We start from the raw sequence: 19,225 nt of genomic DNA, 5'->3' as shown, positions 1-19,225 counted from the left end.
GATGGCCTGAATGCTTACTTTTGGTAGTTGACTCTGACCAGCATGCGAATAAATTCTCGCGCGATTTGACGATGATGTTCATCTAATCTTTGCAAATCGGCAATTAATTTCACATCGGCGGACTCAAACCGCGACAAAGCGCTGCCCGCTTCGCCATTCGGCGTGGCGCTTTCCGGGCCGCCAAAACGCAACCATTCCGCCGGAACGCCCAACCATTGGGCAATCATGCGCAATTTCTCTTGCGTCGGAATTGCTTCACCTACTAACCATTTCCTAGCTGCATGCACGGTAATCGGGCGCCCGTCGAAACGGATATTGAATTCCCGGGCCAGTCTGGTCGGGCTGTCTGGAGAATAATGGGCGTTTTTGAGAGCCAACTGAAGTCGCTGGCTGAAGCTTTCGCGTTCGTTAGAAGAATTCATAGGTGTACTATTTCATGTTGTAACATGAAAGTCAGTTTCTTGAATGACCATACAGAATGTTACATTTGAAAAGAGTATCAATTAACAATTAACACTCCGGCCGGGCTTTCCGGGTAGAAAAGTGGGCCGAATTTTCTCTTGTGATTCTGCGTGGCTTCGGGTCAAATTCGCGGCTGGCCTTGATTTTCGCACTGCAGCACGATTCAAAGCCTCGGTTTGGCATTACAACGTACGGTATCGGATAATGCCCTCCTCTACCGATGTACGCAATGCCCATGTCATACAATTTCTTGTAGACAAAGTTTTCAGAAGGGCCATTTTGTTTCCAACATGGAAACGATTCGAACAACGTGCTCAGAGCGAAACGTTGTTTTTTGATCGTGCCGGCTGGAAAGAATCTGCGCCCGAAAAATTTTACTGCCATCGCAGCGAAAAGAATGTCGCTGTTATGCCAGGAAAGCTCTTTTTGGTGTCATCTTGGCCACCAACTCTCGATCTTAAGCGCGTTTGCGCCAGAAGAATCAATTTATTTTCAGTAACTGTTGCCTTATTCGCCAAATTCCCCTGTCCAGGTCCTCTTTTTTCTTTGTTGCAGCACGGGCAGGGCACGCTACAATAGTATTGACGTTGACGTAAACGGCACTTTGCCCCCCATTACCCTGCAGCACCCATCCAGCGACCGACCACCCATGCAACCGACACCGCCCGCAGCAATGACGACCTATACCATTACCGAACTGGCGCGGGAATTCGACATCACGGCGCGCGCCATCCGTTTCTATGAAGACCAGGGCTTGCTCAGTCCGAAACGCGAAGGCGCGGGCGGGCGCAGCCGCGTCTACACGCCGCGCGACCGCACCCGATTGAAACTGACCCTGCGCGGCAAGCGCCTGGGCCTGGCGCTGTCGGAGATCAAGAGCCTGGTCGACATGTACGAGTCGCCGAAGGACACGCGCGCGCAGATGGACCGCTTCCTGGGCGTGCTGGCGCAGCACCGGCAAACCCTGGAACAGCAGCGCATCGATATCGAAATGGCACTGGCGGAAATCAGCGCGCATGAAGACGCTTGCGCGCACATGCTGGCGGACTTGAACCTGGATCAGGCGCAAACCAGCTAGGCAGCGATGCGGCGGCGCAGGCCGCGCGCGCATCGCTTTACGTTTACGTAAACGTCACAACTGAGTATCATAGCTTCACTGACCCGGCATCCATGACCGCCACACTTATAACGACGAGGACGACATGCTCCATCTCCCAGGCTTGACCTTTGACCACGGCGAAGACATCGCCTCCCTGCGCGAAGCGATCCAACAATTTGCCGCCGCCGAAATCGCGCCGCGCGCGGCCGAGATCGACCGCACCGACCAGTTCCCCATGGACCTGTGGCGCAAGATGGGCGACATGGGCCTGCTCGGCATCACCGTCAGCGAAGAATACGGCGGCGCCGGTATGGGTTACCTGGCGCACATCATCGCCATGGAAGAGATTTCGCGCGCCTCGGCTTCCGTCGGCCTGTCCTACGGCGCCCACTCGAACCTGTGCGTGAACCAGATCAAGCGCAACGGCACGGCTGAACAAAAGGCCAAGTACCTGCCGAAGCTGATTACGGGCGAGCACATCGGCGCGCTGGCCATGTCGGAACCGAACGCGGGCTCGGACGTCGTCAGCATGAAGCTGCGCGCCGACTTCAAGGGCGACCGCTGGGTCTTGAACGGCACCAAGATGTGGATCACCAACGGCCCCGACGCGGACGTGCTGGTGGTGTACGCGAAAAACGACCTGGAAGCGGGTCCGCGCGGCATGACGGCGTTCCTGATCGAAAAGAATTTCAAGGGCTTTTCCATCGCGCAAAAGCTCGACAAGCTGGGCATGCGCGGCTCGCACACGGGCGAACTGGTGTTCCAGGATTGCGAAGTGCCGGCCGAAAACGTGCTGGGCGGCCTGGGCAAGGGCGTCAACGTGCTGATGTCGGGCCTCGACTTCGAGCGCACCGTGCTGTCCGGCGGCCCGCTGGGCATCATGCAGGCCTGCATGGACCTGGTCGTGCCTTACGTGCATGACCGCAAGCAATTCGGCCAGCCCATCGGCGAATTCCAATTGATGCAGGGCAAACTGGCCGATATGTATTCGACCATGATGGCGTGCAAGGCCTACGTGTATGCCGTCGGCCAGGCGTGCGACCGCGCCACCACGCCGGAAGCCGTGCGCCAGTTGCGCAAGGATGCGGCCGGCGCCATTCTGTATAGTGCAGAGAAGGCGACGTGGATGGCGGGCGAAGCGATCCAGGCCCTGGGCGGCAACGGCTACATCAACGAATTCCCGGCCGGCCGCCTGTGGCGCGACGCCAAGCTGTACGAAATCGGCGCCGGGACCAGCGAAATCCGCCGCATGCTGATAGGCCGCGAACTGTTTGCGGAAACCAAGTAAGCACGGGCGCGCGGCGATCGACTGGGTGAAGAGCTATTTATGCGAGCACAGCTATGACGCACATTGTCTTCCCCAAATTGCTCTCTTCCCAGATTGCATTCGATATCGCGCGCACCATCCGCGACGGCTTCGACAAGCATTACCGCCTGTTCCGCGAAACCAGCCAGCAAGCCAAGCAGTATTTCGAGCAAGGCGCCTGGGCCGCGGCACAGACGGCGGCCCGCGAACGCATCGACTTTTATGACAAGCGCGTGCAGGAATGCGTGCAGATGCTCGAAGATGAGTACGAAGAGTCGGAGTTGAGCGATGAAGTGTGGCGCGAACTCAAGCTGCACTACATCGGCATGCTGACGGAACACAAGCAGCCGGAACTGGCGGAAACCTTCTTCAATTCCGTCTGCTGCAACATCCTGCACCGCACGTATTTCAATAACGACTATATTTTCGTGCGTCCCGTCGTGTCCACGGAATACATCGAAACGCAAGACCCGGTCCCCACCTACCGCGTGTATTACCCGGGTAAGGATGGCTTGCGCCACACCCTGACGCGCATGCTGACGCACTTCCAGCTGGACTGCGCATTTGCCAACCTCGAGCGTGACGTGGCCCAGGTGGAAGCGCGGCTGCAGCAGCTGTTCGGCGGCGACAGGATCGAACCGAACCACCAGATCCAGGTCTTGACCAGTTTGTTCTACCGCAACAAGGGCGCTTATCTGGTCGGCAAGGGCATCAACGGCAACCGCGAATACCCGTTTGTCGTGCCCATCCTGCACAACCGTCACGGCAAGCTGGTGCTCGACACGGTGCTGTTCGAGCAGCAGCAGATCGCCGTGCTGTTTTCGTTTACGCGCGCGTATTTCCTGGTCGATATGGAAGTGCCGTCGGCCTACGTGCAATTTCTCCGAAGTTTGCTCCCGCGCAAGCCGCGCAGTGAGATTTATACGATACTGGGCTTGCAAAAACAGGGCAAGACGCTGTTTTACCGCGACTACCTGCAGCACTTGAAACACTCGTCGGACCACTTCGAAAGCGCGCCCGGCATCCGCGGCCTGGTGATGCTCGTGTTTGCCCTGCCGTCGTTTCCGTATGTCTTCAAGGTGATCAAGGATTTTTTCCCGCCGCCCAAGGAAACCACGCGCGCGCAAGTCCAGCAAAAATATTTGCTGGTGAAACACCACGACCGGGTGGGCCGCATGGCCGACACGCTCGAGTATTCCAACGTGGCCTTTCCCCGCGCCCGTTTTGCCGAGGAATTGCTGGCCGAGCTGAAACAGTTCGCCCCCTCGCTGATCGAAGAAGACCGCGAACAGATCATCATCCGCCACCTGTACATCGAGCGGCGCATGGTGCCGCTGAACATGTGGCTGAGCAATGCCGAGAAGGAAGGCCGCGACGACCTGGTCGAACACGCCATCGTCGAGTACGGCAACGCCATCAAGGAATTGGTGGCGGCGAATATCTTTCCGGGCGACATGCTGTATAAAAATTTTGGCGTCACGCGTCATCAACGTGTCGTTTTTTACGATTACGATGAAATCGAGTACATCACCGATTGCCAGTTCCGCGTCATTCCCCAGGCGCGCACGGAGGAAGAAGAAATGTCGGCCGAACCTTGGTATCCCATCGGCAAGCACGATGTGTTTCCCGAACAATTCGGCACCTTCCTGCTGGGCAATCCCCGTATCCGCACCTATTTCATGCAGCACCATGCCGACCTGCTGACGGCGCAATATTGGCAGGCGCGCAAACAGCGCATCGAAGACGGCCATATCGAGGACGTCTTCCCTTATCCGCAGCACCTGCGTTTTTGTATGCAGTCATCATCCCCACCCCTAACCGGAGATCCAACATGAATGATCCAGTCGTAATCGTCGGTGCCGCGCGCACCCCCATGGGCGCCTTCCAGGGCGACTTTGCCAACGTCACCGCCAGCGACCTGGGCGCCGTGGCCATCCGCGCCGCCGTGGAACGGGCCGGCGTGGCGCCGGATGCCGTGGAACACGTGTTTTTCGGCAATTGCCTGATGGCTGGCCAGGGCCAGGCGCCCGCGCGCCAAGCCTTGCGCAAGGCTGGCTTGCCCGATTCCACAGGCGCCGTGACCCTGTCGAAAATGTGCGGCTCGGCCATGCAGACGACCATGTTCGCGCATGACACCTTGCTCGCCGGCAGCGCCGACGTGGTGGCGGCGGGCGGCATGGAATCGATGACCAACGCCCCTTACCTGGTGCCGAAGGCGCGCGGCGGCTACCGCATCGGCCACGGCATGATCTATGACCACATGATGATGGATGGCCTGGAAGACGCCTACAGCCGCGATGAAAAGGGCAACGCCCGCTCGATGGGCACGTTTGCCGAAGAGTGCGCCAGCCAATATCACTTCACGCGCGAAGCGCAGGATGCCTTCGCCATCGAATCCGTGAAACGCGCGCAAGCGGCCACCAAGGATGGTAGTTTCGAATGGGAAATCGTGCCCGTGACCGTCTCCGGCCGCGGCGGCGACACCATCGTCAGCATCGATGAAGGCCCGCAAAAAGCCCGCCTGGAAAAAATCCCGACCTTGAAGGCAGCGTTCAAGAAGGATGGCACCATCACGGCCGCCTCGTCTTCGTCGATCAACGATGGCGCGGCAGCCCTCGTGCTGATGCGCGAATCGACGGCGAAAAAGCTCGGTTGCACCGTCATCGCGAAAATCCACGGCCACGCCACGCATGCGCAAGCGCCGAACGAATTCACCACGGCCCCCATCGGCGCGGTGAAAAAACTGTACGCGAAAACGGGCTGGAGCAGCAGCAATGTGGACTTGTTCGAGATCAATGAAGCGTTCGCGGCCGTGCCGATGGCCGCCATGCACGACCTCGACATTCCACACAGCAAGATCAACATCCACGGCGGCGCGTGCGCGCTGGGCCACCCGATCGGCGCCTCGGGCGCGCGCATCATCGTCACCCTGCTGGGCGCCCTGAAAAAAACCGGCGGCAAGCGCGGCGTGGCAGCCCTGTGCATCGGCGGCGGCGAAGCGACGGCGATGGCGATCGAACTGGTATAAGCTCTTCCTGAGCCCGGGCGCGCACCGCAGTTCACGGTGCGCGCCCTTTCATTTTATTTTCAGGGAGAAAACATATGCCTACCGCATTGATCATCGGCGCCTCGCGCGGCATCGGCCACGAAATCGTCCGTCAATACCGCCACGATGGCTGGCGTGTCATCGCCACGGCCCGCACACCGGACGCTTGCGACGCCCTCGCGCAGCTGGGCGCGGAAGCGCACCAGCTCGACGTGACGGACGTGGAAGGCTGTGCCGGCCTGGGCTGGAAACTCGACGATGAAAAGCTCGACGTGGCCATCCTCAACGCGGGCGTGTACGGCCCCCGCCACGACGGTTTCCCCGCGCAAGCCGATTTCGACCTCGTCATGCACACGAACGTGCTGGCGGCCATGCGGCTGCTGCCCATCCTGGCGCCGCTGGTGGCCAACGCGAAAGGCAAGCTGGCCGTGCTGTCCTCGCACATGGGTTCCCTGAGCGAGCGGGGCAACGCCACCGGTTCGCTGTACCGCGCCAGCAAGGCGGCCCTGAATTCCGTGCTGATCGACACGGCCCTCGTGCATGGCCCGCAAGGCGTCAGCTGCGTGGCTTTCCACCCGGGCTGGGTGCGCACGGACATGGGCGGCGCCGGCGCCGATATTTCCCCCGAGGAAAGCGCTGCCGGCATCCGCGCCACCCTGGCCAGCCTGCCGGCCACGGACAAGGCCGTGTTCCGCAACTACGATGGCAAGCCCATAGCCTGGTAACTCCCTGAATTCACGATAAAAACAAGCGAGACGACGTCCCATGATACTCAATGAAGAACAGACCATGATCCAGGAAGCGCTGCGCAGTTTTTCGCGCGAGCGCCTGGCGCCCAACGCGGCCCGCTGGGACAAGGAACATCATTTCCCGAAAGAAGAATTGCAGGAACTGGCCGCGCTGGGCGCCTTTGGCGTAGCCGTGCCGGAAGCGCTGGGTGGCGCCGGCCTCGACTACGTGTCCTTGGCCCTGGTGCTGGAAGAAATCGCCGCCGGCGATGGCGGCACCTCGACCATCATTTCCGTCAACAATTGCCCCGTGTGCAGCATCGCCATGATGTACGCCAACGATGCGCAAAAGGAACAATGGCTGCGCCCGCTGGCGCAAGGCACCATGCTGGGTGCATTTTGCCTGACGGAACCACACACGGGCAGCGACGCGTCCGCCCTGCGCACGACGGCCACGCGCGATGGCAATGACTACGTGATCAACGGCACCAAGCAGTTCATTACCAGCGGCAAGTATGCAGACGTGGCCATCGTCATGGCCGTGACCGACAAGGCGGCGGGCAAGCGCGGCATCAGCGCCTTCTGGGTACCGACGAACACGCCCGGCTACATCGTGGCGGGACTGGAACAGAAGATGGGCCAGCATTCGTCGGACACGGCGCAAATCCTGTTCGAGAATTGCCGCATCCCGGCGGAAAATCTGATCGGCGAAGAAGGACAAGGCTACAAGATCGCCCTGTCCGGCCTGGAAGGCGGCCGCATCGGCATCGCCTCGCAAGCCGTGGGCATGGCGCGCGCCGCGTACGAAGCGGCGTTAAGTTATGCGCGCGAGCGCGAGAGTTTCGGCAAGCCCATCTATGAACACCAGGCCGTGCAATTCCGCCTGGCCGACATGGCCACGCAGATCGAAGCGGCACGCCAGCTGATCCGTCACGCGGCGGCCATGAAGGATGCGGGCCTGCCCTGCCTGAAGGAAGCGGCCATGGCCAAGCTGTTCGCGTCGGAAATGGCGGAAAAAGTCTGCTCGGACGCCATCCAGGTGCACGGCGGCTACGGTTATGTATCCGACTTCCCCGTCGAGCGCATCTACCGCGACGTGCGCGTGTGCCAGATTTATGAGGGGACCAGCGATATCCAGAAGATTTTGATTGCGCGGGCGTTGTAAACCCCACGGCAAATGCTGGGGTCAGACCCGCCGGGTCTGACCCCGAGCGACTGCCAACAATGGACGAAAAAAAAGCCTGCACATATGCAGGCTTTGTTCCAATGTATTACCAATGCTTTAATCGTGTCATGGACGCCAGTGCTATCTGCAAAGTGCCTCCTGATTTTCGGACTCCCATGCTATCTGCATGGTGACTCCAAGTGTAAATCGACCAACGTATCCGGAATTACAAAAATCCACTCTTTCGCACTGTCACGCCATCGACATTACACCTGTCGGTCGCCGCGCTGAGCCTGGATAGTGAGACTATTTGCAAGCAAATCTCAATCACTGAACGGAGTATAGCACAGCTTTTTGTGCAGTGCAATAATCTTTTTAAATCAAGTCCTTAGCGCCAGCGGCTTGTCTTCTTCGCCGCCGCGGGCCACCCTTTCGTACTCGGAAATCACTTGCGCGCCCAGCAGCAGCAAGGTGGCGCCGATTTCCAGGCTGAACATGACGACGATGGCCGTCGTCATCGAGCCATACACGATATTCACCTGCGACAAGGTGGAAAAATACCAGACCAGCACGTGGCGCGCGATTTCCCACAGCAGGGCCGCCGTCACGCCGCCGATCAGCGCATGCGTGATCGACAAGCGCCCCACGGGCATGACCAGGTAGATCGAACTCAGTACGAGGATTTCGCCCGCCAGCCCCAGCAGATACAGCAGTACGCCGGACACGCCTTCCAGGCCCCAGTCGTGGCGCAAAAAGCGCACGCTTTCCTCGCTCATCACCTGCAAGCCGCCCGCCACCAGGGTGATCAGCAAGATGCCCACGCCCAGGCACAGGATGTAGCAGTACGGCAGCACGGCGGAAATGAGGAAATGGCGGCGGCGGATGGCCACGCGGTGAATGAAAATCACGCTCATGGCGTTTTCCAGCACGGTAAACGCCAGCGAACTGAAAAACAGCATGGTCAGCAGCAAGAGCCAGCCGATCACGCCACGGTTATTGAGGAAATGCGCGATCTCGCCCACGATGGCCTTCGATTGCCCCGGCACCAGCCATTCCAGGTAATGGCCGATTGTCTGCAGCAATTCGTCCTGCGCGATCACGTGCGACAGGGCCACCACCACCAGCATCAGCAGGGGCACGATGGACAGCAGCGAGTAATACGCGACGGCGCCCGCCAGCAGCAAGCCCTGGTTGGCGCGAAAGCCCTTCAGCACCTGCAGCACGAAGGCCAGCGGGTGGCTCAAAATGTAGGCGCTGGCGCGGCGGTTGATCATGAGCAAACCGTTCAAGGATGTCGGCATGGCCCAATGCCTTGCCGCACACCCCCCTAGCATACTGACTATCCCCGTACTGTGCCGTGCGCGAACGAACAGACTAGCTCACGGCGGCTTCCAGCAAGGTCAAGGTTTGCCGGTCCGCATCCAGGGTGGCGAGGATGCCCATCGGTATCGTGAACTGGTGGCGGATGTGGCCAAACGAATAGCCGCTGACGGCCGGCACGCGCAAGGGCTGCAAATGCTGGTCCAGGGTGGCATCGAGGGTCAGCGCCGTGTCGCCCTCGGCCGCCTCGCAATGCTCGAAGATGCCCAGCATCAAGGCCGCCGCGTGCTTGAAACCGATGGACAGGTCGAGCTGGCACAGCATGCGGTCGATGCGGTAGGGCACTTCATTGATTTCTTCGAGGAAAAGGATGTGCTCGCGGAAATCGGCCGCATACGGCGTGCCGGCCAGCGCGCTGACCAGGCACAAGTTGCCGCCCGTTAAGCGTCCCGTCGCCTGGCCGCCGTGCACGGTGCGGATGGCGAAGTTCGGCTGCGTCTGCGCGCGGCGGTGGTTATCCAATGCCATCGGGATCGTGTAACTGTCTTGCGGCGTCATCAGCACATTGCGCAGCTGCGTCACCGTGTAGTCGGAAAACGTCGATGACGCCACGGGGCCGTGGAACGTCACCAGGCCCGTCTGGCTGGCGATGGCCAGGTGCAGGGCCGTGATGTCGGAATAGCCGATCAGCACTTTCGGGTTGCGCTGGATCAAGGCGTAGTCGAGCAGCGCCAGCAGCGAAATGCAGCCGGAGCCGCCGCGGATGGCCCAGATCGCCTTGACCTCGGGATCGGCGAACGCGGCGTGCAAGTCGTCCAGGCGCTGCTGCACCGTGCCCGCATAGTTGCCGTGCACGGCGCGGATGTTGCTGCCCAAACTGGCGCGCAGTCCCAGCGATTCGATATTGCGCTGGGCCTTGGCGATGGACTCCTCATCCGTAAAGCCGCCCGGTGCGATGATGGCCACCAGGTCGCCGTCGCGCAGGCGCGCCGGTTTGATCAATGCGTGTTGCTGTTGCATGCGTTTTCCCTTCCCTTGCGCGGCCGCCGCCCATGCCGGTGTGCCTGCCGCCCCGAGGGTGACGGCCAGCAAGCCGCCGAAGCGGCGCCGGCTGAGATTGGTCTGACTGGACATGCGGCCCTTTCCTGGAAAAAAAAACGGCGACGCCAGGCGCCGCCGCACGAGGTTAGCATGTCGGCGGGATCGCCGCCGGCATGGCTGCCTTACATGAACTTGTACTTCAGCTGGAACGACAGCGAACGGCCGCGCGGGTCGGCCACGCGCGGATCCCAGCCGGCGCCCACCACTTCATCCACGTTGTGCGCGGTGAAAGGCGGATCGCGGTCGAACAGGTTCTGGATGCCCACGGTGATGGTGGTATTCTTGAAGCCCGTGTACGTGCCCGACAAGTTATACGTCGTGTAGCTGGACACGTCGGACTTGAAGCCCGGCGGCGGCGCCCCTTTGCCATTATTCGGCACCTGGTCCTTGTAGCCGGAAGCAAAACTCTGGATCAGCAAGCCGCTCCAGTCGCCGCGCGACACGCCGAAGCTGGCATTGTGTTTCCAGCGCAGGTACAGATCGCGCGTATAAAACTTGCCGACCAGTTCCTGGTATTCCTGGCCTTGATATTCCGCAAACTTGAAGCTGTCCATATACGTGCCGTCCAGGGTCGCCGTCCATTTCGCGTCCCGGATCTTGCCTTCGCCGCGCAAGCCCACGTCGAGGCCGCGCACGCGGCTGCCTGCCGCATTGATCCAGCCCGCCTGCACGTACTCGATGGTGCCGTCCGGATTGCGGTGGATGTACTGGTTCAGCGCCTGGTAATTGGTCAGCACGATTTGCGGCGTGCGGTTCAGGATGCGGTCCTTGGTATTGATGGCCCAGTAGTCGAACGAGGCCGAATATCCCTTGAATGGCTCGATGACAAAACCGACGCTGCCCTGCTTCGACGTTTCCGGCTTCAGGTTCGTGTTGCCGCCCGTCTTGTAGTCGAGGCGGTCGATGGCGCAGTACTCGGGCACGCCCGGATGCTTAGCGCAGCCTTCCTGGTCGATCACGCCGTTCGGCAATTCCTGGCTCAGCGAACCGGAATACAGTTGCTGGAAGCTTGGCGCGAGGAAACCCTTGCTGGCCGAACCGCGGAACAGCAGGAAGTCGGTCGGCTGGTAGCGGAAGGCCACTTTCGGATTCGTCGTCGCGCCCACCAGGCTGTAATCGTCGCGGCGGATGGCCAGCTGCATTTCCAGGTCCTTCGTGACCGGCACCAGCAATTCCGCATACACGGCCTTGACGGTACGGCTGGCATCTTTTAATGCGGCATTACCCGGCGCCAGCAGGATCTGCATGGCGTCGACGTCCTGTCCAAAGCTGTAGCCTTCGCGGCGCAAGTCAAAACCGGCCGCCATCGCCAGCGCCCCGGCCGGCAGCTGGAACAGTTCGCCCGAAACGGAACCGTCGATCTGCGTCAGGGTTGTCTTGCCGTGTTGGAAGTCGCCACGGAACTTGGTCGATTCGATCAATTGCTTGGCCGCGTCCGTCTGGCTCTGGCCGGCGCCCACCCACGGATTGATGATGCCGCTGGCCAGCGCCGCGTACAGCTTGTCCGTATAGGAATAGCCATCCGTCAGCTTGGTCTTGGTGCTGCTTTCGGCGCGCGAAATGCCCGCCTTGTAATCCCACTTGCCGAAGTTGCCCTCGAAGCCCACCAGCACGCGGGCATTGTCGGTCGTGTTTTCCTGCGTGCGGTTGCCCACGTCATTCGCGCGCCATTTGTAGGCAATCGGCTTGGTATTGTCAAACGTGGGGATGTAGGCCGACAGGTCCTGGTAATACGCGCCGCCGACCGGGTACAAATTCTTATTGGCAACGGTCGCCTGCACCTGCATCGGCGTCAAAATGGCCGTGGCCTTGGTGCGCGAACCGAGCACTTCTACAAACATGCGGTGGTCGGGCGCCAGTTGGAAGGTGCCGCGCGACAACAGATTGGCCCGTTCGACAGGGAATTGCAGCACATAGTCGGCGCCGTAGTCATACGCACACGAATGCGTGGTGCTGCGCGGTGAGGTCACGTCTTTCCACAGTTGCGTCTGGTACTGCGACATGCCGGCGATGCTGTCGCACTTGCCCTGGAAGCTCAGCGGATTGGCTTGCAGATACACCGTCGGGTCGCCAGGCAAGGTGTAACCGCCAATAAACGTCCCTGGTTTTTTCGGATCAGGATTGGGGATTTGCAGTGCCGTGCCCGGCCCCGACATCTGGTTGGCGAATGGCGTGCCCGTGGTATCGGGCGACAGGCCACGCCCCGGCTGGAAGCCGTTGACGAAGGAGCGGTCGCTGCCGTTCAGGCGCTGCGCCTTGTCGACGGTCAGGCTGGCCATGATGTTATAGCGATCGCTTTCCAGCGAGCCCGTGCCGGCCAGCAGCGAGGCGCGGCGCGTGGCGCCGCCGCCTGCCTGCGTGTCGTTGGTGGAAACGGACGCTTCCACGCCGCTGTAATTGGTTTTCAGAATGAAATTGATCACGCCGCCGATGGCGTCCGTGCCGTAGATGGCCGAGGCGCCATCCTTGAGAATTTCCACGCGCGAAATCGCGCCCAGCGGAATGGAGTTCAGGTCGACCGACTTGCCGCTGGCGCCGTGCGTGGCGATGCGGCGGCCGTTCAACAGCACCAGGGTGCTCGACGGTCCCAGGCCGCGCAGCGAGGCGAACGAAGCGCCGCCGCTGACACGGTCGGCATCGGCGCCAAACACGTTATTGCCCGAAGTCATGTTATCGGCGCCCGTGCCATTCGCCGACAGGGTGCGCACCAGTTGCTCGGTCGTCGTGATGCCCTGCTTTTCGATCTGGTCAAACGAGATGACTTGCACCGGCAGCGCGCCTTCCTTGGCGACGCGCTTGATGCTGCTGCCCGTGACTTCGACCCGTTGCATTGCTGGCGCCGCCGCTTCCTGTGCCATCACTGGCCCCACCACCCCCATCAATGCCACCAATTGCGCTAGCTTCTTCAATCTCACGGGTCTCTCCTTTATTTGGGCAATCGAAACTTGAGTTCTCAAGTCAGGCTGTTTTTTTCACGTCGCAACTGTCTGTCTCGCAGTACATTTTTTTATGACATTTGCGCATGACTTTATTTGTTTTCATTTTCAGAGTAGCGCGATGCATCCGGGCCCAGCCAATGAAAAATGCTTTCCTAACCATAACTTTTTGGAATGAATGCCCTTTTCAGCGACATGGTCACTTGCCTGCGGGGCTAGCCCTGGTTTTATCCACGTCCAGATAGCGCCAGGACGTGAATTCCACGGGGTGGCGCCTGTAGTTTTTTAGCCACGGTTGTTGCAGGTCGGCAGAGATGGGATGCGTCAGCAACACCCACGGCGTGTAAGCGTGGATCAGCTGAAACAGGTCGAAGTACAGACTGCGTCGGCGCGGCGTATCGGATAGCAGGCGCGCCTCCTCATAGCGTTTATTGTAATCGGGCAAGTTGAAGCGGGCATAGTTGGCGCGGCCAACGTTGCCGCCATACAACAATTGCATAAAGTTATCGCCATCGGGGAAGTCGGCGATCCAGTTGGTCTCGAACATCTGCACCTTGCCCAGGCGCGAGGCCTTGATGATTTCCGTCTTCTTGTCGCTTTTAAACTCCACGCGCACGCCGATGGCGTTCAGGTTGCGGCGCCACAATTCATCGCGCAAGCGTCCCACCGTGCTCGGTTCCGTATGCATGGTCAGGATCAGGGGCGTGCCATCCGGCTGCGTGCGGAAACCGTCGGCGCCCGCCTTGTAGCCGAAGCGGTCCAGCAAGGCGCGCGCCAGCGCGGGATCGTAGCCGACGGGGCTGCGGTACTGCTTGTCGTAGCCGAGGACATTCGGCGGCAGCGGCGACTGCGCCGGCAAGGCCAGTCCTTTTTTCAGCAGCGCGATGTCTTCGCGGCCGTTGTAGCTGAGGGCGATGGCGCGCCGCAGGGCCAGCTTGTCCTTGCTCATGCCGCCCAGCACGGGGTCGTCCATGTTCATCCACATGTAATACGTTTGCAGCACGGGAAAGCGCGTCAGCTGCAAGCCCTTGGCGGCCAATGCCGGTTTCAGCGCGCCGTTTTCCAGCACCATGTCCGTCATCGATTCCGGCACTTGCTCCAGGTAATCGAATTCGCCCTTCAAAAAACCCAGCATGCGCGATTGATATTCCTCAACGATGCGCACCTCGATGCGCTCGACCAGCGGCAAGCGCTTGCCCTCCAGCCCGGTGGCGATGGCGCGCGCGTCCAGCGGCAAGGCGGCCAGCGCCCTGGCCTCCGTATGGAACACGGTGGCACGGAAAGTCGGGTTGGCCTGCAGCACGATCTTGTCGCTGCGCTTCCACTCCTTCACGAGGAACGGCCCCGTGCCCACGGGGTGGTTGCCGATCTGCCCTGCCGCCGGGTACGCTTCGGCCACTTCGCGCGCCACCACGGCTGTCGCTGGCATGGCCAGGTAAAACAGGAAGTTCGGGTCGACGCCGTTCAGGCGGATGCGCAAGGTGTATTTGTCCAGCGCCTGCAAGCCGGCGATCGGCGTGTCGTAGCTGAACTTGGTTTTCAGGGCGGCATCGCCCACCAGCTTGTCTTCCAGCAAGAATAGCCACGGCGACTTCAGGCTGGGGTCATACAGGCGCGTCAGGCTGTAGACATAATCCTGCGCCGTCACTTCGCGCGGCTGGCCCTTGAAAGCGGGATCTTGTGTAAAGAAGATGCCGGGCTGCAAGTGAAAGGTGTACGTGCGCCCGCCATCTTCCACCGTCGGCATGGCGCGCGCCGTATTGCCCTGCAGTTGCACGGGGCGCGCCAGGTAGTCATAGCGCAGCAGCGGATCGAAGATGTTTTCCATCAAGTTCAGGCTGGCCAGGTCCGAGGCCACGGCCGGGTCCAGGCCCGTCTCGCTGGTGCTCAAAAACAAGTGCAGGGTCTTGTTCGCGCGGGCAGTGCTGGCGGACGCAGCATCGGCGGCGTGGGCCGGTACATTCAACAGCGTCAACAGGGCCAGGCCGGCGGCGCAGGCGGTTTTGCGTAAAAACATCATCAGTGATCCAGTGCAGACAAGGTAACGAACAGCGATTAGCGACAGGCATCCCCCACACTACGCGGGCAAGCTACGGGGCGCCAATGAAAACAGGCTGCCAGCTTATAACTTTTTGGCATGCGATTGCTGCATTCTTTCATCAACTCGTATCGGGCTGCCCCTATACTTTGTTTGCAGACATTTTTTACTCCCGACACACAGAACTGATCGCATATGGCACTTAATTACATCTGGTCCGGCTTTTTCCTCGTTGGCTTCCTGGCCGCAGTGCTGCAGTGGCTGTTTCTCGGAGATACCGATATCTTCAAGCGCATCATCGACGGCACCTTCGAGACGGCGCGCATGGGTGTGATGGATATCGCCCTGCCGCTGGCCGGCGTGATGACCTTGTGGCTCGGCATCATGAACATCGGCGAAAAAGCCGGCATCGTCGGCTGGCTGGCGAAAGTGATCGCCCCCTTCTTTTCGCGCATCTTCCCGGAAATTCCGAAAGACCATCCGGCCACGGGCCACATGGTGATGAATTTCTCGGCCAACCTGCTGGGCCTGGACAACGCGGCCACGCCGTTCGGTTTAAAAGCCATGGAAAGCCTGCAAACCTTGAACCCGAACAAGGAAGAGGCGACGAATGCGCAAATCATGTTTTTGGTGCTGCACACCTCGGGGCTGACCCTGATTCCGCTGGCCATCATGGCGCAGCGCTCCATCCTCGGCGCGGCCGACCCGTCCGACATCTTTATCCCCTGCATGATCGCCACCTATGTGGCCACCATGGTCGGCATCATCACGGTGTCCATCAAGCAACGCATCAACCTGCTCAACAGGGTCGTGCTGGGCTGGATGGGCGGCATGACGAGCGCCATCGTCGCCATGATCTGGTATTTCACGCAATACCTGACGAAACAGGAAATCGAGCTGGTCTCGAAGGTGGTCAGCAACCTGGTATTGATCAGCGTCATCGCCATCTTCATCATCGGCGCCCTGCGCAAGAAGGTGAACGTGTATGACGCGTTTATCGAAGGGGCGAAAGGCGGCATCCAGACCTCGATCACCGTGATTCCCTACCTGGTCGGCATGCTGGTGGCCATCAGCGTGATCCGCAACGCGGGCGTGTTCAATTTCCTGATGAGCGGCATGAACTGGTTCTTCGCCAACCTGGGCATCAATACGGACTTCGTGCCCGCCTTGCCGACGGCCATGATGAAGCCACTCAGCGGTTCCGGCTCGAAAGCCATGATGATCGACGCCATGAATACCTACGGCGTCGACTCCTTCGTCGGCCGCCTGGCCTGCGTCTTCCAGGGCTCGGCCGACACCACCTTCTATATCGTGGCCCTGTATTTCGGTTCCGTCGGCATCCGCAAGACGCGCTATGCGATCACGGCCGGCCTGATCGCCGATCTGGCCGGCGTGATCACGGCCGTCTTCGTTGCCTACGTCTTTTTCCACTAAGGAGCACCATGTTACGTCCTGTTCTGATGGCTGCGCTGTTGGCGGGTCTGGGCCTGTCGACCGCCCACGCGCAATTGCCCGAATCCGTCAGCCTGCTGCTGCGCAGCGCGAATATCCCGGAAGACGCCATGGGCGCCATCGTCTTGCGCGGCAACACCACCGTGCTGTCGCATGGGGCCGAGCGTAGCATGCAGCCCGCTTCCACCATGAAGCTGGTGACGACGGCCGTGGGCCTGGAGCAGCTCGGTCCCATCTTCCGCGGCCGCACGGAATTGCGCACCAGTGCCGACGTCATCAATGGCGTGCTGAAGGGCGACTTGATCCTGCGCGGCGGCGCCGATACGGATTTCAATGCGGACGTGCTCGCGCACATGCTGCAAAACCTGCGCAACCAGGGCATCGTCAAAATCAAGGGCGATCTGATTCTCGACCGCCAACTGTTCCAGCCGGCCCGGCCCGACATCGGCGCCGCGCCCTTCGACGAGTCGGCCGAGTTCCGCTACAACGTCATCCCCGACGCCTTGCTTCTGAACACCAATCTGATCGATATCAACATCAGTGCGACGGAGCGGCAATTGAGCTTCCAGATGCAGCCGCCGCTCGAGAATGTCAGCATCACGAGCGACATGAAACTGGTCAAGGGCAGTTGCGCCAAATGGGAAGATGGCTGGCGCCCGCCCGAATACCGGCGCGATGCGAGCGGCAAGCTGCAGGTGATACTGCACGGCACCTTCCCGCAAAACTGCAACAAGGCCACCAGCATCAATGTGCTCGATCGCAACGATTATGCGGACCGCTTGTTCCGCGCCACCTGGAAACGCCTCGGCGGCACGATTACGGGTACGGTGCGCGAAGCACCAGGCACGGGCTTGCCGCCGACGGCCGAACCGGTCGGCACGCGCATGCTGGCCGACCACGTGGCGCGCGCCTTGCCGGAAGTCTTGCGCGATATCAACAAGACCTCCGATAACACCCTGGCCCGCACCCTGTTCCTGAGCCTGGGCAGTTTGCAGAGCGATGGCTGGCTGGGCAGCCGCCCCATCGCCATGGCGGCGCCGGAAGATACGGCCAGCCGGGCGCGGCAAGTCATCCAGGAATGGTTCCAGCGGCACCATATCGATACCCAGGGCATGCTGGTCGACAACGGTTCCGGCTTGTCCCGCACGGGACGCATTGCGCCTGCGCAAATGGCCGGCGTCTTGCAGGCCATGCAGCAAAGCCCGTGGGCGCCCGAGTTCCAGTCCAGCCTGCCCATCGTGGCGCTGGACGGCACCATGCGCAAGCGCCTGTTGAACAGCCCGGCCGCCGCGCGGGCCCGCATCAAGACGGGAACCTTGAAAAATGTCGTGGCCATCGCCGGCTATGTGCCCGACGCCAACAACCAGCAATGCGTGGTGGTCGCCATGATCAATAGCGACCTGGTGGGTAACGGCAATGGCCGCGCGGCCGTCGATGCGCTGATCGAGTGGGTCGCCAGGAGCGGCGCCACGCCGGCAGTCGCCGGACAATAAGGTTCCAGGCCGGAGTAGCGGGCTAGTTGCGCGACGTGCGTGCTTCGCTGGCAAAAGCCAGGCGCAGCACGTACGCGGCGACGGCGCCGATCAGCAAGACGGTCACCAGCGAACCTTCCACGCCGAAGGCGCCGCCGGTCAACACGGTATTGCCAGCCAGTTCGCCGCGCAGCAGACCATCCGTGGCCGCATGGCCCGATACGGTCGAAGAAAATACCTGGCCGACACAATAATTCCAGCCGATATGCGTGCCGATACACACCCACAGCCGGCGCGTCTGCATATACAGCGCCGCCTGCAGCACGCCATACGCGACAAGTGCGATGATCGCCAGCAGCGAAAAGCCGGCATTGGGCAAATGGGCCAGGGCAAATACCAGGGATGAGATCACGATGGCAGCCTTGTTGCCCAGCGCACGCGCCGTCACGCCGAACAGGATGCCGCGAAACATCATCTCCTCGGCCATGCCAACCAGCACCAGTTCGGCCAGAGGGAACAGCAACAAGATGCTCAGGGCGTTGACGCCGCTAAACTGATACACGCCCAGCGCAGCCAGCACACCGAAGGTCAGGGCGACCAGCCCGGCGCCGAGCAGCAATCCGCGTCCCAGTTCCCCCGCCATGCCCGGTATCGCCAGTTCTGCCGGCTGGCGCTTTTCGATGCGCCTCACATAGAAGCGGTAGCCAAACCACACCAGTACCGCCGCCAGCAACTGCGGCCACAGGATGCGGTAAGGCTTGTCCAGCAGCTGGGAAGCGAGACCCATCACCAGCGGTACAGCGGCAAAGGTGAGAACCATCCCCAGCACGATCTGCACCAGGGGATAGGCCATCAGGCGCGCCAGGGGGGATTTCTTCGTTGCCATGCTCAGGGTGCTGTCCATCATCGCTTTCCTCGTGGGTTGTCAGGGAGTGGCTGCTGCTTTCTTGTTTCATGCAGCGATAGTAGCAGCATTTATATAAGCACTTATGCAAATATCGAAGGATGTTGTATTTTATGCACCCGTGGTGAATGAACGAAAGCGGGAGGGGGAACAGTAAGGAAGCGCCAGACGAAAAAAAACCCCGCCATTGCTGACG

At 60.7% G+C, this 19,225-nt stretch carries 15 protein-coding genes; 9 read left to right on the top strand and 6 right to left on the bottom strand.

The window, feature by feature from the left end; all coding sequences use genetic code 11:
• Positions 1-14: 14 nt before the first annotated feature.
• Complete coding sequence (locus tag NCG91_RS23940) at positions 15-422, bottom strand: hypothetical protein (RefSeq protein WP_034753756.1); 408 nt, start codon at positions 420-422, stop codon at positions 15-17.
• 244 nt (positions 423-666) lie between these two features.
• Here NCG91_RS23940 and NCG91_RS23935 point away from each other — a divergent pair, with 244 nt between their 5' ends.
• The 7 genes from NCG91_RS23935 (at position 667) to NCG91_RS23905 (ending at position 7,806) form a co-directional block, all read left to right on the top strand.
• The gene (locus tag NCG91_RS23935; protein ID WP_251351519.1) at positions 667-1,041 is read left to right on the top strand and encodes a hypothetical protein; all 375 of its coding nucleotides are present in this window, start codon (positions 667-669) and stop codon (positions 1,039-1,041) included.
• A 94-nt stretch (positions 1,042-1,135) separates the two neighbouring features.
• Complete coding sequence (locus NCG91_RS23930; protein ID WP_251351570.1) at positions 1,136-1,540, top strand: MerR family transcriptional regulator; 405 nt, start codon at positions 1,136-1,138, stop codon at positions 1,538-1,540.
• A 124-nt stretch (positions 1,541-1,664) separates the two neighbouring features.
• Positions 1,665-2,849: an isovaleryl-CoA dehydrogenase gene (locus tag NCG91_RS23925; protein ID WP_077398251.1), complete on the top strand. Its 1,185-nt coding sequence runs from the start codon at positions 1,665-1,667 to the stop codon at positions 2,847-2,849.
• Between the two features lie 53 nt (positions 2,850-2,902).
• Positions 2,903-4,702: a bifunctional isocitrate dehydrogenase kinase/phosphatase gene (gene aceK, locus NCG91_RS23920; RefSeq protein ID WP_251351512.1), complete on the top strand. Its 1,800-nt coding sequence runs from the start codon at positions 2,903-2,905 to the stop codon at positions 4,700-4,702.
• Entirely contained in the window at positions 4,699-5,895 is a 1,197-nt protein-coding gene (locus tag NCG91_RS23915; protein WP_251351510.1) for an acetyl-CoA C-acyltransferase, read from the top strand. Before aceK ends, NCG91_RS23915 begins: the two co-directional genes overlap by 4 nt.
• 74 nt (positions 5,896-5,969) lie before the next feature.
• Positions 5,970-6,638, top strand: a complete 669-nt coding sequence (locus NCG91_RS23910; protein WP_251351508.1) for an SDR family oxidoreductase — start codon at positions 5,970-5,972, stop codon at positions 6,636-6,638.
• A gap of 40 nt (positions 6,639-6,678) precedes the next feature.
• On the top strand, positions 6,679-7,806 hold the full coding sequence (locus tag NCG91_RS23905) for an acyl-CoA dehydrogenase family protein (protein ID WP_152252770.1): 1,128 nt from the start codon (positions 6,679-6,681) through the stop codon (positions 7,804-7,806).
• 380 nt (positions 7,807-8,186) lie between these two features.
• Here the strand turns inward: NCG91_RS23905 and NCG91_RS23900 are convergent, their stop codons facing one another.
• The 4 genes from NCG91_RS23900 to NCG91_RS23885 form a co-directional block, all read right to left on the bottom strand.
• On the bottom strand, positions 8,187-9,107 hold the full coding sequence (locus tag NCG91_RS23900) for a YihY/virulence factor BrkB family protein (protein ID WP_251351506.1): 921 nt from the start codon (positions 9,105-9,107) through the stop codon (positions 8,187-8,189).
• 73 nt (positions 9,108-9,180) lie between these two features.
• On the bottom strand, positions 9,181-10,260 hold the full coding sequence (locus tag NCG91_RS23895) for a S66 peptidase family protein (protein WP_251351485.1): 1,080 nt from the start codon (positions 10,258-10,260) through the stop codon (positions 9,181-9,183).
• Positions 10,261-10,349: 89 nt separating this feature from the next.
• Positions 10,350-13,142 carry a TonB-dependent receptor gene (locus tag NCG91_RS23890; protein WP_251351483.1) on the bottom strand — a complete coding sequence of 931 codons (2,793 nt, stop codon included), beginning with the start codon at positions 13,140-13,142 and terminating at the stop codon, positions 10,350-10,352.
• A gap of 220 nt (positions 13,143-13,362) precedes the next feature.
• Entirely contained in the window at positions 13,363-15,180 is a 1,818-nt protein-coding gene (locus NCG91_RS23885; RefSeq protein WP_251351569.1) for an ABC transporter substrate-binding protein, read from the bottom strand.
• 216 nt (positions 15,181-15,396) lie between these two features.
• Here NCG91_RS23885 and NCG91_RS23880 point away from each other — a divergent pair, with 216 nt between their 5' ends.
• Together NCG91_RS23880 and dacB are read left to right on the top strand one after the other, a co-directional pair.
• A complete protein-coding gene (locus NCG91_RS23880; RefSeq protein WP_034753725.1) occupies positions 15,397-16,635 on the top strand; it encodes a nucleoside recognition domain-containing protein in 1,239 nt (412 codons plus the stop codon).
• 8 nt (positions 16,636-16,643) lie between these two features.
• Positions 16,644-18,146: a D-alanyl-D-alanine carboxypeptidase/D-alanyl-D-alanine endopeptidase gene (gene dacB / locus NCG91_RS23875; protein WP_251351482.1), complete on the top strand. Its 1,503-nt coding sequence runs from the start codon at positions 16,644-16,646 to the stop codon at positions 18,144-18,146.
• 22 nt (positions 18,147-18,168) lie between these two features.
• Here dacB and NCG91_RS23870 read toward each other — a convergent pair whose 3' ends face one another.
• Complete coding sequence (locus NCG91_RS23870; protein ID WP_251351481.1) at positions 18,169-19,029, bottom strand: CPBP family intramembrane glutamic endopeptidase; 861 nt, start codon at positions 19,027-19,029, stop codon at positions 18,169-18,171.
• Between the last annotated feature and the right edge of the window lie 196 nt (positions 19,030-19,225).

Source organism: Janthinobacterium kumbetense (assembly GCF_023703445.1).
GTDB classification, from domain to species: Bacteria; Pseudomonadota; Gammaproteobacteria; order Burkholderiales; family Burkholderiaceae_D; genus Janthinobacterium; species Janthinobacterium kumbetense.
This window is presented reverse-complemented; position numbering and strand designations above follow the sequence as displayed.

Coding starts and splice junctions, on each gene's coding strand:
- NCG91_RS23910 (WP_251351508.1), top strand. CDS start 5,970: ATGCCTACCGCATTGATCATCGGCGCCTCGCGCGGCATCGGCCACGAA.
- dacB (WP_251351482.1), top strand. CDS start 16,644: ATGTTACGTCCTGTTCTGATGGCTGCGCTGTTGGCGGGTCTGGGCCTG.
- NCG91_RS23885 (WP_251351569.1), bottom strand. CDS start 15,180: ATGTTTTTACGCAAAACCGCCTGCGCCGCCGGCCTGGCCCTGTTGACG.
- NCG91_RS23895 (WP_251351485.1), bottom strand. CDS start 10,260: ATGTCCAGTCAGACCAATCTCAGCCGGCGCCGCTTCGGCGGCTTGCTG.
- NCG91_RS23925 (WP_077398251.1), top strand. CDS start 1,665: ATGCTCCATCTCCCAGGCTTGACCTTTGACCACGGCGAAGACATCGCC.
- NCG91_RS23905 (WP_152252770.1), top strand. CDS start 6,679: ATGATACTCAATGAAGAACAGACCATGATCCAGGAAGCGCTGCGCAGT.
- NCG91_RS23870 (WP_251351481.1), bottom strand. CDS start 19,029: ATGGACAGCACCCTGAGCATGGCAACGAAGAAATCCCCCCTGGCGCGC.
- NCG91_RS23935 (WP_251351519.1), top strand. CDS start 667: ATGCCCTCCTCTACCGATGTACGCAATGCCCATGTCATACAATTTCTT.
- NCG91_RS23915 (WP_251351510.1), top strand. CDS start 4,699: ATGAATGATCCAGTCGTAATCGTCGGTGCCGCGCGCACCCCCATGGGC.
- NCG91_RS23880 (WP_034753725.1), top strand. CDS start 15,397: ATGGCACTTAATTACATCTGGTCCGGCTTTTTCCTCGTTGGCTTCCTG.
- aceK (WP_251351512.1), top strand. CDS start 2,903: ATGACGCACATTGTCTTCCCCAAATTGCTCTCTTCCCAGATTGCATTC.
- NCG91_RS23930 (WP_251351570.1), top strand. CDS start 1,136: ATGACGACCTATACCATTACCGAACTGGCGCGGGAATTCGACATCACG.
- NCG91_RS23900 (WP_251351506.1), bottom strand. CDS start 9,107: ATGCCGACATCCTTGAACGGTTTGCTCATGATCAACCGCCGCGCCAGC.
- NCG91_RS23940 (WP_034753756.1), bottom strand. CDS start 422: ATGAATTCTTCTAACGAACGCGAAAGCTTCAGCCAGCGACTTCAGTTG.